Source organism: Lysobacter sp. GQ73 (assembly GCF_059758755.1).
Genome location: NZ_JCAXEE010000001.1, coordinates 199502 through 211712, shown reverse-complemented (window position 1 = coordinate 211712; position 12211 = coordinate 199502). Strand labels below are relative to the sequence as shown.

Below are 12211 nucleotides of genomic sequence, written 5' to 3'. Positions count from 1 at the left end.
GATGCGTGTTTACCTCGACGACGAGCGCGTCACCCCGGAAGGATGGGTGCGCGTGTTCTGGCCGGACGAAGCCATCGCCCTGCTCGAAACCGGCGAAGTCGCCGAGATCAGCCTCGATCACGACCTCGGCGACGACGCGCGCGGCACCGGCTACGACGTGATCGTCTGGATAGAAGAAGCGGTGGTCACCCGCGGATTCCGGCCGCCGGCGATCGGCGTGCACTCCGCGAATCCCTCCGCACGCCTGCGCATGGAGGCCGGCATCCGCGCGATCGGGCGCGCCAGCCAGGCTTGAACCGACATCGCGTCTCCCGTCCCGCGTTACGACGGCCGGGACCTGTCCAGTACGGGATGAGCCCCCGTCCATCCAACATCGCCGGCCGTGCGCACGCCGCCCTGGTCGATTCGCGCCCTCCCCGTTCGTCGAATCATCAAGACGGCGCAACACACGGCCGCTTTGCCGCGTTAGCCTGCACTGTCCACGACCGCCCGTTCACGCTCCCCAGGACCCCGCCATGCGCTCTTTGCTCTGCTCGATCCTGTTGCTCGGCCTGCCTGCCCTCGCGATCGCCGATCCGCGCAAGGACTGGGACGATTTCCGCGCCGGGATCACCCAGTACGCCAGCGGGCCGACCGGCATGTACGCGATCCAGGACGTCGCCGTGGTCGATCCCGGCAAGGCCGTGCACCTCGCAGCGGCGCGCGCGCCCGCCGACATCCGCTGGGCCGAACAGGCCGGCGGCAAGGACCGGGTCAGCGTCTCCTACGAAAACGGCCGCGCCCTGCTGCGCGGTCCCGGGCTCGCCGAGGTCGACCTGCTGAAGGCCAAGGACCAGCAGCAGACCCTGGCGAACGGACTGATCGTGCGCGGCACCGTCTACGAAAAATCGATCAAGGCCTGGCTGTACAACCCGAAACTGCCGGCCCGGCGCTTCAAGAGCCTGAGCTTCTTCCCCTACGACCCCAAGGGCGTGGTCGCGGCGACCTTCACGCGCAAGAGCGCGCCGGTCGGAGTGAGCCATCTGGACTCGCGCAACCACACCGGCCTGATGTACTGGGTCGGCGATGTCGAGCTGCCGCTGCACGGCAAGACTTACAAGCTGCGCGCTTTCAACAAGGAAAAGGACTGGACGAAGATCAACCACGTCCTGCTGTTCTTCACCGACAAGACCTCGAAGAAGACCACCTACGGCGGCGGCCGCTCGCTCGAGACGCACTTCCCGGCCGGCCAACCGCCGTCCGCGATGACGCTCAACTTGAACATGCTCTACAGCTTCCTGTGCGCGCACTCGGAGTACTACAACTGCCCGATCAACCTCACCACCTTCGTCGATACCGAGCTGAAGTACGGCGAGATGTATCCGCCGCAGCTGAAGTGAGCGGATGTATGACGGCTTCGGAACGGCCAAGCCCGCGCACGGGCCTGGCTGGCGTCGGCGCCCCGATTGCACGAACGGCTATGCTTGTCGTCCATATCCGATCCGGCGAAAGCGAGCCCCGCGTCCCCTCTCGATGGAGGGGGCTCTCACGCGGGCTTCCAGTGTCGCCATGCAACCGTTCATGCAGACATCGAGACGCCGACCCCGCCTGATCCGGCGAATCCTCCTGGCCCTGTGCGGCGCGGTACTGACCGCGCTCGGAGCGAGCGCAGTCCTCGCCCAGGTGTTGGGCAATCGGCCGATGCTGCTGACGCAATCGGCCAGCCATACCTATTGGCAGGTCGTGCCCACCCCGGGGCCGTATGCACTGCCCATGGGCATCGCCCTGGCGGCGGTCGGGGTCGCGCTGCTGATCGCAGCGTGGCGGGGGCGCCGAAGCCGCTAGGCCGTCCCCGCTGCGATCTCGGCAGATCGAAACCGTATCGCGCGGCGCCGCGCTCGATCGCATCGTTGGCTCGCGTAATCACGCCGTCGGCAAGGCGCTCGCCTGGTACTGCTCGGCGAACTCCGCGCTCGGCGGAATCGGCTTGATGATGTCGATCAGCACGCCGTTCGGGTCGCGGGTGATGAAGTGGCGTTGGCCGAACGCTTCGTCGCGCAGGCTCAACAGGATCGGCAGGCCGGCGTCCAGCAACCGGGCGTGGACCGCGTCGACATCTTCGACTTCGAAATTCAGCAACAGGCCGCCGACCCGGCCGCGTCCGGACTCGGGGATGGTCTCGTGGCGCCCGTCGAGCACGGCCAGATTGATCGACGAGTCCTGCGCCGACTGCAGATGCACGTACCAGTCGGCCTCGAACAAGGCCACGAAGCCGAAATGCGCCTGGTAGAACGCGGCGGTGCCGGCGACGTCGTGGGTCATGATCACGGGGTAATAGCTGGTGACTTTCATCTTGTCGGCCTCCTGGAATCGACATACAGTCTGTATGCAAGATCAAATTAACATACAGGCTGAATGTATGCAACAAGCCAATCCGCCGCGATCGCCCCGCTCCAACCGCGAGCGCACCGAAGCCACCCGGCACGCCCTGCTCGAGGCCGCGCGGGCACTGTTCGTCAGCAAGGGCTACGGCGACACCTCGACGCCCGAGGTCTCGGTGGCGGCCGGCATCACGCGCGGCGCGCTGTACCACCATTTCACCGATAAGCGCGACCTGTTCCGGCACGTGCTGCGACGCGAGGCCGAGGCGGTTCGCAACGACATCGTCGCTTCGGCGCCGGCCGGGCTGAGCGCGCGCGAGGCGCTGATCGCCGGCAGCGACGCCTATCTGAGGGCCATGGCCGTGCCGGGCCGCACCCGCCTGCTGTTGCTGGAAGGTCCGGCCGTGCTCGGCCTGGCCGAGATCGCGGCGATCGACGAGTCCAACGCAGCCGAGACCCTGCATGCCGGTCTCGCCGCCGCAGTCGGCGGCGGCGGCGGCGAAGTCTCGATCGACGCCCTGTCCAAGCTGCTGTCGGCCGCCTTCGATCGGGCCGCGCTGGAGATCGACGCCGGCGGCGACCCCGAGGCGGTCAAGGCGGCGATGCTGTGGCTGTTGCAGCGAGTGCTCGGCAACGACGGCGAAAACGCGGCGCGCAAACGCAAGTCGGAAAGCTAGCGGGTATCGCCGGTCTGCCGGGCGCACTCGCCTTCCAGCCAGGCCGCGAAGGCGGTGGCTCCGGCGCTGGCGGGCTTCAGGGCGAGCCGGGTCAGCCAATAGCCGCCGGCGTCGAGCATCGGCTCGAACGGCTGCAGCAGCCGGCCCTCGGCGAGTTCGCGCTCGAACATCGCCGGCGGCGCCAGAGCGATGCCGAGCCCCTGCAAGGCGCATTGCACCATCGTCAGCGAGGAATCGAAAATCGGGCCGTTGACCGGCCCCTTCGGCACGACCTGTGCCGCTTCGAACCACAGGCGCCAATCGTCGACGAAGTAGGAACGCAGCAGCGGAAAACGCGACAGCTCGGCCGGGCCGCGCAATTGCGCGGCGAGGCTCGGTGTGCACAACGGCGCCAGCGGCGCGGGCATCAGGAAGCGGCTTTCCATGCCCGGCCAGTTGCCGCGGCCGTAGCGGATCGCGTAATCCAGGCCCTCGCCGGCCGGGTCGACGCGGTTGTTGTGGGTGCTCACGCGCACGTCGACCGCGGCATGGCGATGCGTGAAATCGGCCAGGCGCGGCAACAGCCAACCGCTGGCGAAGGTGCCGACCGCGCCGACATGCACGACTTCCCGCGCCAGGCCGTCGCCGACCCGGTCGAGCGCACCGTCGATGCGATCGAAGGCTTCCTGCAGCACCGGCAGCAATGCCAGGCCTTCGTCGGTAAGCGCGAGCCCGCGCGGCAAGCGCCGGAACAGTTCCACGCCCAACTGCGCTTCGAGCTGCCGGACCTGCTGGCTGACCGCGGCCTGGGTGACGTTGAGCTCTTCGGCGGCGCGGGTCAGGCTCAGCGCACGCGCCGCCGCCTCGAACACTTTCAGCGAACCGAGATTGATCCGGGTATGGGCCATCGCGGCTCCGTATGAGTAAGAACAGGGCGTTGCGGCTGCGAGTCGGGCGCGGGAGGCGAGTCGGGCGACGCCGGGTCGGCGATTCGAACCGCGCTGCGGAGTGTAGCAACCGCACGCGACGGCTTCGGAGCGCTACCCGCGCGCGGGCACGAACCAAGCTTCGTCCTGCGCCGGCGCGGCGGCCTCGGCCTGCTTGTCGCGCAGATAGCCGTACCACTCCTCCTGCACGCGCTCGATCGGCCCGATCCGGCGTTCGAACGCTTCCGGCGAACCGCCGTCGCGGATCAGCGCCCGATAGCCTTGCGCGTATTGGCCGTCGCGGTAGTGGAACAGGAAATGACTCAGGCTCCAGTATTCGACGTAGTACAGATTGAGATGACGGCCGATCTCGGGGCCGGTATCGGCGAGCAAGTCGCGCAAAGGGATCCAGCGACGCTGTTCGATGTCGCGCCGAAGATCGCCGCTCAGCCGAGTCCGGCTCAGCCACCAGATCGGATAAGCCGTCGGGTCGATGGTGCCGGGGTGCAAGCGGCCGTCGTCGATCCGGCTCGCACCGAAATACGTCGCGAGCCCCTCGTTCATCCAGCGCTGGTTCTTAAAGCCGGCGACCTCGTGGTTCAACTGGTGGGTCGCCTCGTGGACCATCCAGTGATACGGGTTCTGTCCGCTGCCCGCGTAATAAGCGTGGCAGATCGGCGCTCGGTAATAGGCCTCGGCCCAGGGCAGGCTGCGGTTATGGGCGACGAACTCGCTGCGGTTGCGATACAGGCGCAGTTGCGGTCGCCCGGGCTTGGGGTCGGCACCGAGCGTATTGGCGAAGAACTCGCTGTAGGCGCGATGCAGGCTTTCTACCGCGGCACCGATCGCCTGGGTCTGTTCCGGCGTCGCCGTGGTCGCTATCGCGTAGTGCTCGGTCTCGAACACCTCCACCGGGACCGGTTCGGTCGATGCTCGCTGCTGCGCAACCGGTTGCTTGCCGGTTCCGCTCCGCTCGGGCGGGGCCTTTTCGCCCGCTCCGTTGCAGGCCGTGCAAAGCGCGAGCACTGCCGCCAGGGTGTAGCGTTTCGTGCCGATCCCGATCGCGCTCGACACGTCCCTGATGCGCGCCTGCATAACCAGGAATCGCGGCATACGGCGGCCGCTCATGGCAACCGCGCCGAACGCAGCTCGTGCTTGCGGCACAGTTGCTCGGGCTCCAATTGGCGATAGCTCTGGCCGAACCACAACCAACCCGACCTCAATTCGCTGACCGAGATAACCCGCGCATCGTGCAGACTGAAAAGCACGTTGACGTGTGGGTTGACCGACAGTCGCTCATGCTTTACGCCCGGCGCATAGAAGTCGACCGAGATGTAATACGGAATACTGCTTTGTTCGTGATACCAGGAACCGCTAAGTTCGATGTCTTCGCTGCCCCGCGAGGCGATCAACTTGGCGATGCAGTTCGGCAGCCTGATGCCGTGCGGGCCGATCCTGAGCGCGACGAGCGGCGGCCGGTTCCGGGGAAACCGCAGATCGAGAGCGATCGGGCCGAACCGCGGCGGAACCCCCACGACGCTGCCGTCGGAGCGCCGATGCAGCACATGGTCGACATGCGCCTGCACCGCCATCGGCATCAGCGCGAATGCCGCCAGCATCCACCCGATCCGGCTCATGGCGCCCCGGCGCAGGAACGGCGCAAGGCGCGAGCGTGACGATTCCGGTCGCAAGTCCGAACGCCGCCGCGCGCCTTGTCGCGGTCGCAGCTTGCGCAGCTCCTACTCTGGGCTTGCGGTTGGATCTTAACGGCCGTCAAGACACCTTCGTCAACTTGCCGCCGCTCCAACGGTACCGCCGCTCATAGCGGCCCGGGGCCGGGCAATGCGTGGTGGCTTGTCTGCCCTTCTCGGTCGAGAACGAGCGCTTGCAGATCGGCGAGTCCTGCTCGACCTGGAAGGCGACCTCGATGGTTCCGTTCCGGACGCGTAAGGCGTGGACGTCGCCGGGAATCTGCTCGGCGCCGGCCAGCCGATAGCCGGTTCGGGCCGCGGCGAGCACGTCCGGTTCCACGCGCTTGCCGGTCTCGGCCGGTTCGTTCGCAGCCGCGGCAAGGACCACCAACTCGTTGGGACAATCGAAATTGGCCCCGACGCAGCGCGCGGTCGCCAGGAACAGGATTTCTTCGACGCCATCGCCGTCCAGGTCGGCTGCGCTGGCGCGACCGGCGAAACGTTCTTCGACGATATCGTCGATTGAAAACAGAGCCAGATGCGCTTCGACAGCCGCCTCGAGGCGCGCCTTCTCGAGCGCGTGGCCCGCAGGCGGCGCCATCAGCAGGACGGCCGCCACGCACAGCAGGCGGGTTGTATTCGTAAGGGACATCGGGCGCTCTCCCTGGGCCGGTGCGGACGATCCTTCGCCGCTACGATAGCGCGCCGCCGCATCCGATCCAATCGGCTTGCGGTCTGCATTACGCCCGCGATCCGTTCCGTAGCCGATCGGCCAGCCCGGCTCAGCCAGGAACGTCCGGCCTGTACACCCAAGCCGGCTCCCATGCCGATGTCGGCCGGCATGGGCTCACCGATGCCGACGGGTCGTGCTTACTCGGCCGGCGTCACGCATTTCTTGTCGCGGAACAGCGCCCACTCTTCGCAGACCTTGCCGTCGGGCAAGGTGCACACGCCGAACTGTCCGCCGTCCTTAGCGGTGCGGATCTCCAGCGTGCCGCCGAGGTCCTTGCAATGCACCGAGGCCGGATTCGGCATGCCGATCTTGGGCGGAGTCCGGTCGGTGGCCGCGGTATCGGTGGCTGGGTTTTCCGACGGCGTGGCGCAGGCGGCCAACGCCATAACGGCGGTCAGCAACAGGGCGAAACGAGGCAGGTTGTGCATGGCGAGGGCCTTCGGGAACGGGGGTTCACTATACCCGGCGCCCGACAAGGCCCGGTCAAGACGCCAAGTACGGTCGGGGCAGCCGATGGACCCGGCGGGCGCGCTGCCCGCCGGTTGGCGAGCGCTCAGGCCGCCGCCCGCAGCGAGCGCTCGAAACGCATGTGTTCGCCGATCTTGTCGACCCAACTCACGTCGCCGCCGGCCGGCGGCAGCTGGCTCAGCATCGTCCAGGTGGGTTCGACGAAATCGGGAAACTCGCCGACCCATTGCTGCGGTTGCGCCGGCAAGGCATGGCTCAGCACCGTGGTCAGGTTGACCACCGAATGCCGCGACAGCTCGTGCGGAAACCACTCGCCCTTGACGTAGAAAGCGGTCTGAAACGCCGAACCGACCGTATGGAAGCCCAGATCGCTCGGCGGCAAGGTGGGCACGTAGTCCCAGTAGTTGTAGACGCGGATGCTGTTCGCCGGCGGAATCGTGGCGTTGTAGGCGGTCTGCCAGTCGCTGGTGCCGACCATCGGGCTGGCGAAGTTGATATTGGTCGTGTTCATCGGCTGGCTGATCGCCAGGTCGAGCGAGAACAGTTGGCTCAGCGCGGCGCCCAGGCTGTGCCCGGTGACGTAGAGCTGGCTCGGCTGGTACTTGGCCAGCAGCGCGAACAACTGCTGCCGCATCGACTGGCTCATCGCGCCGCCTTTGTCGTCGTAGATGCTGTAGAAGCCGGAGGCGACGTGCGGCGTGGGCGCGACCGTACCGCTGCTCGGCACGAATTCGGTGGTGAGAAAGCGTATGTCCTCGTAGATGTCCATGTCCGAGTCGGTGCCGCGAAACGCGAAGATCATAGTTCCGGGATCGGCGATGGCCTGGAACACCAGTCCGTACTTCTCTTCCGACCCGTCGACCAGGAACGCGTCCCAGCCGGTCCAGGCGTCGATCTGCTGGTAGCCGTCGGGCGACTGGAACGGCTGGTTCTGGTAATAGTCGTAAGCGGCCCTGGAAGCGACCGCGAGCGCGATCGTGAGCGTCGCGTCGAGCGCCGGCTGGGCGGATGCGTTGGTGGCAGTCATCGGAGTTCCTCTCGGTAGGCAGTGCGAGCGGTCGAGCGCACCGCTCTCGCCACCACAGCACGCAATGCGGCCCGAGGACCGGCCACAATGCCGCCTCCGTCCTCGCCGCGGCGGGAAGCCGACCATTCGAATCGTGACGAACCTCAAGATTTAAAGATGACGGTCTGCAAGGCGGCGCGGCCTCGGCGGCGCGAGTGACGACCTTATCGCGGGTTGTGGCGCGGTCGATTTGTCGATCACGAGCAGCCCCTGCCCCCCAAATAAAGGGTAAGTGCTCCGGATGGCGAATCGCCTCGTGAAGGGTGCGAGCAGTTCCCAGCCGGCAGCACTGAAACCTATGCCGAAGCCGCCCGAAACCGCGTCCTCCTCGCCCAAGGGAACAAGCGCCCGGCGCAGCCCGACGCAAGCAAGGGATCTGCAACGCGGAGCGTGCAGTTGCTGTCGCGACCGACTCCGCGATCGAGAACAAACCTTCCTCATACACCACAATCAGACGAACTCTTCGTCGTCCGCTCGCCATGCGACAGGACGCATCACGCATTGAGCAACTTGGGCAGATCCATTCGCGATCCGGGTACATCCTCGCTCGGAGGTCTTCGATAACGTTCAGTCTCCAACCACACCTCAAGGACCGAACATGAAGAGTCGTACTTCGATAGCCGCTCTGTGCATGACGCTCGCGTTGTCCGGTTTGACTCCGCTCGCCGCAGCGGCGCAGGACCCGATGGCCGCGCAGCATCGCCAATGCGAACGCGAGTTCGAACGCACTTCCGAAGCGCTCGGCGATGCCTTCGCCCGGCGCGACCTCAATCGCTTCATGGCCGGTTTCGCCGAAGATGCGGTCCAGGTCAACAGCCTCGGCCAGGTGCTCAACGGCAAGCCGGCGATCACCGCCTTCTATCGTGCGGTGATGGCGAACGAGTACGTGTTCAAGCGCACCTTGCTGGCGCAGACCATCAGCCAGTGCTCCAGCGCCGTGGTCGTGGACCGCATCGAGTTCACCATCCCCTCGGCCGGCATCACCCTGCACGCGATCGACGTGGCCAACTGGGCGCGGGTGCGCGGCCAATGGCGGTTGAGCGCCGACACCACCACGCCGATCGCCAATCCGTAACGATGTCGGCAAGCCTCTGGCGGGGCCGGCCGCATGAGGGATGAGGCCAGCATGGCGGCGCGCTGCGGTGCGCCTCTGGTTACGGACTCGGGTCACACCCGGCGGCTTCGGCGACTCGTCGTCGCAGGCATTGCGATGCCGTAGAGGTATCCAGGCATTCGGGAATGCCATGGGATCGCAGAAGCCGCCATGTACGTGTACTACGTCAATCGCAACGCACAGCCGAACGGGGACCACGAGGTGCATCGCTCCGACTGCCCGTTCGTGCCTTTCAACAAGCAGGAGCTGGGGTATCACCTGCACTGCCAGTCGGCGGTGGTCGCCGCCAAGCGCCACTTCGCCCGGAGCAACGGCTGCTATTGGTGCTCCAAGCCCTGCCACGGCGCTTGAATGCAAAGGCCCGCCGAATGGCGGGCCTTTCTTTACAGGAGCGCCTGCCCGCCGAATGGCGGGCCTTCTTTACAGGAGCGCCTGCCCGCCGAATGGCGGGCCTTTCTTTACACAGCGCGCCTGCATCGCAAAGAGTGACTCGGCGCCGCGATGGGCACCCGATGTACCCATCGCTCCGATCAACCGCCGGTTTCGCGCAAGTCGATGCCGTGCTGCTTGGCGTAGGCCTTCTGCGCCGCATTCCAGGCGATGGCCTTGCTGTCCACCTCGCCGATCAGGCGCTCCATGTCGGTGCTCAGCGAACCGAATTGCTGATCGCTGTAGCCGTCCGGAAGCTTGCCCATTTCTTCCAGCTTGGCGAACGCGGCGTCGACGCTCTTGAGATAGTCGAGCATGCTCGCGTGCAGGGCGGCGGCATCCTCCGGCGGCGGAAACGCCTGGGTCACGGTAGTGTTGGCGGCGAGCTCGCGGCGCAGGCCGGCGAACTGCGGCTGATAGCGGCTCATGCCCTTGCGCTGCTGCAGCACCTTGCTGAACTCCTCGGCGCGATCGCCGCCGAGCCAACGCACCGCCGGGGTGCTCGCCGAGTTCCATACCGAAACGTTCTGCAGCAGGTATTCCTCGGCGGTCAGGGTACTGCGCCCTCCACCGCTGCAGGCGGCAGCGAGCAAGGCCAACAGGCAAATCGACGCGAGGCGATAAAATTTCTTCAAGACAATGTCCTTTTGTTGAGGTGAGGTGCTTCCGATGCGAAGCGGCGACGAAGCGCCGCCTTGGAGATCGGAGCGCGGCAAGCGCGGCCCGGGCGGGACCGTACGCCGACACGCGCCGTGCCGCCGGGAAGACCCGGCGGACAGGTTCGCTGTGAGCGGACGATGCGCGAGCGAGAACGTCGCGGAGAGAAAACCAGCCAGCGGCCGCGGCACATGGTAACCCGATGGGCAAGACAGCGACACCGATGCAGCCGGCGCGGCGATTGCCGCCCGATTGGGCAAGCCGGGTTCGTCGAGCCGCACCGGTGCTCGCTAGACCCGCGTCACCACCAGCCACAGCAGCAACAGATACAGCGCGAACGAGAAGCCGGTGGCGAAAGCCTGGGTGGAAGGCGCCAGGCCGAGCATGGAGATCGCCAGCTCGATGACCAGCCAAAGCGAACACACCCCCATGATCAGGACCGCCCATAGCAAGGGCGGGTACAAACCGAGCGCTTTGACCAGCAGATTCTGCCGCCGCGCTATAGGCTCGATTTCGTCCATGTCCACACGTCCGTCAACGACAAAGCCTGCGATTACGTTCCACACAGATTCCGCGAGCGCCGCGCTGTGCCCGCCCCTGACATAGGTCACTTGATTGACGCCGACATTGGGCTTCGAAACGACGAAGCCGTCATGTCCTGCGCAACCGAGATCCTGCACTTCCAAACTCTCGAAGAACTTCGGAAAGAACGCCACCACCCAGTCGCCGGTGGCAACGAAGTTGAGCACGCCGCAGACCCTGGGCTGCGGGCCGCCGAGGAAGCGGCGCCAGTCGTAGTCGCGGCGCACCACGCTGCCGGCGAACACCACCCGTTCGAAACGGCAGCAAGGGTAGAGCTCCAGCGCGCGGGCCAGCAGATAAGTGCCGTTGCTATGCCCTACGTACGAGAACTTCGCGTTCGGATAACGCGCCACGGCCTCGGTGTACTGGTCCATCAGCCATTCCACTTTCTGCCGCCGATACCACGGAAACAGGAACGGCAGCATCGGGAAATAGCCATAGCTGGAGGTCTCGGTGGCCCAGGTCGCGAATCGGTCGCCAGCGCGCTGCTTGATGCGGCGCGCGATCTTGTGGGTCCAGTAGCCGACATCGCGGATGCCGTGCATGACGAAGACCACGCGCTCGATGCTCTCGTCGGGCGCGGCGAAACGCTCGTCGGACGGCACCACGGCTTCGCGCTGCAGTTGCTCTTCGCTGCCCTGCAATGCTAGCAAAAGGGCCCGGGCCCGGGCTGCACCAAATGTCGGGTCGGCCATTTCGATAATGTCGCGGTGGCCGCTATGAGGCACGTCGAGGTAGACGAAATCGCCCCCCGAGACCAGGTCGACGTTATCTTCCGGCGAGACATGGTCGTCACGCGACCCCAGCAGTTGGATAGTCAGGGCGCCGCCTGGCTGTCCGGCGATACCCAGAGGCTTCGGGATGGCACGGTTAGCGCGCCTGCGCATCAACAGCCACTGGATACGCAGTTGTGTGATGAACTCAGCCCCACAGCGGAAAGCAAATATCAGGGGTCCTCGCTCTCGAAAAAGGCGAATAGCATGACCAAAAGTGCTGGCAGCACGCCAGAGCAGCGCCCGATGGATACCAAGGTGATGGGTAATACGCCAACCACGATTCATGCCGGCCAAGAGCACGATCCGCGAGACGCAGCCGGCCCAGGGCCGCGCGGATGTGAGCGCTGCAGCATCGGCTGACGCCGGCTTGAAATCGTCCTCGAACGGAGCCCTTTCGACTTCGCCGCAGGCCACCACGTATAGCTTGCGCGCAATCAAGCCACCGATGCTGTGCCCGATCAGCACGATATTGCGAAAGGGTGTACCGTCCACCTGCCTCTGCGCGTACCTCCGGTCGATCTCCGCCAGCACACCAGCGACGATGAGGTTCGGATCCGCCATCGACCATGTCGATGTCGGTAGCTCCGGGCAATAGATCTCCGCATCCGGCCAGGCACCAAGCACCAGGGCTCGTACCGATCCAAGCCGGGCTGCGCTGTGCCTGTAGGCGTGCAGCAACACCACCAGCGTCCGCGGACGCTCCTCGACTTGCGTGTTCATCCCGCCCCCTGGCTGAGTAACGATGCACTCCGC

General features: G+C 66.0%; 15 protein-coding genes. 6 read left to right on the top strand and 9 right to left on the bottom strand.

Going from position 1 to position 12211, the window contains the following annotated elements:
* Position 1: 1 nt before the first annotated feature.
* The 3 genes from AC6CH2_RS00885 to AC6CH2_RS00875 all read left to right on the top strand — a co-directional run bounded on the left by AC6CH2_RS00885 (position 2) and on the right by AC6CH2_RS00875 (position 1824).
* The gene (locus tag AC6CH2_RS00885; RefSeq protein WP_498267535.1) at positions 2-295 is read left to right on the top strand and encodes a cyclic-phosphate processing receiver domain-containing protein; all 294 of its coding nucleotides are present in this window, start codon (positions 2-4) and stop codon (positions 293-295) included.
* 220 nt (positions 296-515) lie between these two features.
* Entirely contained in the window at positions 516-1379 is an 864-nt protein-coding gene (locus AC6CH2_RS00880) for a DUF1684 domain-containing protein (RefSeq protein WP_498267534.1), read from the top strand.
* 169 nt (positions 1380-1548) lie between these two features.
* On the top strand, positions 1549-1824 hold the full coding sequence (locus AC6CH2_RS00875; protein WP_498267533.1) for a hypothetical protein: 276 nt from the start codon (positions 1549-1551) through the stop codon (positions 1822-1824).
* Positions 1825-1902: 78 nt separating this feature from the next.
* On the opposite strand, the gene AC6CH2_RS00870 is transcribed toward AC6CH2_RS00875, so the two are convergent.
* Positions 1903-2331 carry a VOC family protein gene (locus tag AC6CH2_RS00870; RefSeq protein ID WP_498267532.1) on the bottom strand — a complete coding sequence of 143 codons (429 nt, stop codon included), beginning with the start codon at positions 2329-2331 and terminating at the stop codon, positions 1903-1905.
* 67 nt (positions 2332-2398) lie between these two features.
* On the opposite strand from AC6CH2_RS00870, the gene AC6CH2_RS00865 reads away from it, so the two are divergent.
* Complete coding sequence (locus AC6CH2_RS00865; RefSeq protein ID WP_498267531.1) at positions 2399-3037, top strand: TetR/AcrR family transcriptional regulator; 639 nt, start codon at positions 2399-2401, stop codon at positions 3035-3037.
* Here the strand turns inward: AC6CH2_RS00865 and AC6CH2_RS00860 are convergent.
* The 6 genes from AC6CH2_RS00860 to AC6CH2_RS00835 form a co-directional block, all read right to left on the bottom strand.
* Positions 3034-3924, bottom strand: coding sequence for a LysR family transcriptional regulator (locus tag AC6CH2_RS00860; RefSeq protein WP_498267530.1), 891 nt, complete (start codon positions 3922-3924; stop codon positions 3034-3036). The two genes, AC6CH2_RS00865 and AC6CH2_RS00860, sit on opposite strands and share 4 nt — an antisense overlap.
* A gap of 132 nt (positions 3925-4056) precedes the next feature.
* Positions 4057-5070 carry a DUF1570 domain-containing protein gene (locus tag AC6CH2_RS00855; protein ID WP_498267529.1) on the bottom strand — a complete coding sequence of 338 codons (1014 nt, stop codon included), beginning with the start codon at positions 5068-5070 and terminating at the stop codon, positions 4057-4059.
* Entirely contained in the window at positions 5067-5561 is a 495-nt protein-coding gene (locus tag AC6CH2_RS00850) for a hypothetical protein (protein WP_498267528.1), read from the bottom strand. The genes AC6CH2_RS00855 and AC6CH2_RS00850 overlap by 4 nt, the downstream gene beginning before the upstream one ends.
* 154 nt (positions 5562-5715) lie before the next feature.
* The gene (locus tag AC6CH2_RS00845) at positions 5716-6252 is read right to left on the bottom strand and encodes a hypothetical protein (RefSeq protein WP_498267527.1); all 537 of its coding nucleotides are present in this window, start codon (positions 6250-6252) and stop codon (positions 5716-5718) included.
* Between the two features lie 251 nt (positions 6253-6503).
* Positions 6504-6794 carry a putative hemolysin gene (locus AC6CH2_RS00840; protein ID WP_498267526.1) on the bottom strand — a complete coding sequence of 97 codons (291 nt, stop codon included), beginning with the start codon at positions 6792-6794 and terminating at the stop codon, positions 6504-6506.
* A 125-nt stretch (positions 6795-6919) separates the two neighbouring features.
* Positions 6920-7861, bottom strand: coding sequence for a lipase family protein (locus AC6CH2_RS00835; protein WP_498267525.1), 942 nt, complete (start codon positions 7859-7861; stop codon positions 6920-6922).
* 637 nt (positions 7862-8498) lie between these two features.
* Here AC6CH2_RS00835 and AC6CH2_RS00830 point away from each other — a divergent pair.
* Both AC6CH2_RS00830 and AC6CH2_RS00825 read left to right on the top strand, forming a co-directional pair.
* On the top strand, positions 8499-8975 hold the full coding sequence (locus AC6CH2_RS00830) for a YybH family protein (RefSeq protein ID WP_498267524.1): 477 nt from the start codon (positions 8499-8501) through the stop codon (positions 8973-8975).
* A gap of 189 nt (positions 8976-9164) precedes the next feature.
* Complete coding sequence (locus AC6CH2_RS00825) at positions 9165-9365, top strand: hypothetical protein (RefSeq protein ID WP_498267523.1); 201 nt, start codon at positions 9165-9167, stop codon at positions 9363-9365.
* 179 nt (positions 9366-9544) lie between these two features.
* On the opposite strand, the gene AC6CH2_RS00820 is transcribed toward AC6CH2_RS00825, so the two are convergent.
* On the bottom strand, positions 9545-10078 hold the full coding sequence (locus tag AC6CH2_RS00820) for a hypothetical protein (RefSeq protein ID WP_498267522.1): 534 nt from the start codon (positions 10076-10078) through the stop codon (positions 9545-9547).
* A gap of 312 nt (positions 10079-10390) precedes the next feature.
* Positions 10391-12178, bottom strand: coding sequence for an alpha/beta fold hydrolase (locus AC6CH2_RS00815; RefSeq protein ID WP_498267521.1), 1788 nt, complete (start codon positions 12176-12178; stop codon positions 10391-10393).
* Between the last annotated feature and the right edge of the window lie 33 nt (positions 12179-12211).

What these genes read in the sequence shown, in the direction of transcription:
- AC6CH2_RS00865 (WP_498267531.1), top strand. Translation starts at nt 2,399, where the DNA reads ATGCAACAAGCCAATCCGCCGCGATCGCCCCGCTCCAACCGCGAGCGC.
- AC6CH2_RS00850 (WP_498267528.1), bottom strand. Translation starts at nt 5,561, where the DNA reads ATGCTGGCGGCATTCGCGCTGATGCCGATGGCGGTGCAGGCGCATGTC.
- AC6CH2_RS00880 (WP_498267534.1), top strand. Translation starts at nt 516, where the DNA reads ATGCGCTCTTTGCTCTGCTCGATCCTGTTGCTCGGCCTGCCTGCCCTC.
- AC6CH2_RS00815 (WP_498267521.1), bottom strand. Translation starts at nt 12,178, where the DNA reads ATGAACACGCAAGTCGAGGAGCGTCCGCGGACGCTGGTGGTGTTGCTG.
- AC6CH2_RS00885 (WP_498267535.1), top strand. Translation starts at nt 2, where the DNA reads ATGCGTGTTTACCTCGACGACGAGCGCGTCACCCCGGAAGGATGGGTG.
- AC6CH2_RS00825 (WP_498267523.1), top strand. Translation starts at nt 9,165, where the DNA reads ATGTACGTGTACTACGTCAATCGCAACGCACAGCCGAACGGGGACCAC.
- AC6CH2_RS00870 (WP_498267532.1), bottom strand. Translation starts at nt 2,331, where the DNA reads ATGAAAGTCACCAGCTATTACCCCGTGATCATGACCCACGACGTCGCC.
- AC6CH2_RS00830 (WP_498267524.1), top strand. Translation starts at nt 8,499, where the DNA reads ATGAAGAGTCGTACTTCGATAGCCGCTCTGTGCATGACGCTCGCGTTG.
- AC6CH2_RS00875 (WP_498267533.1), top strand. Translation starts at nt 1,549, where the DNA reads ATGCAACCGTTCATGCAGACATCGAGACGCCGACCCCGCCTGATCCGG.
- AC6CH2_RS00835 (WP_498267525.1), bottom strand. Translation starts at nt 7,861, where the DNA reads ATGACTGCCACCAACGCATCCGCCCAGCCGGCGCTCGACGCGACGCTC.
- AC6CH2_RS00860 (WP_498267530.1), bottom strand. Translation starts at nt 3,924, where the DNA reads ATGGCCCATACCCGGATCAATCTCGGTTCGCTGAAAGTGTTCGAGGCG.
- AC6CH2_RS00855 (WP_498267529.1), bottom strand. Translation starts at nt 5,070, where the DNA reads ATGAGCGGCCGCCGTATGCCGCGATTCCTGGTTATGCAGGCGCGCATC.
- AC6CH2_RS00840 (WP_498267526.1), bottom strand. Translation starts at nt 6,794, where the DNA reads ATGCACAACCTGCCTCGTTTCGCCCTGTTGCTGACCGCCGTTATGGCG.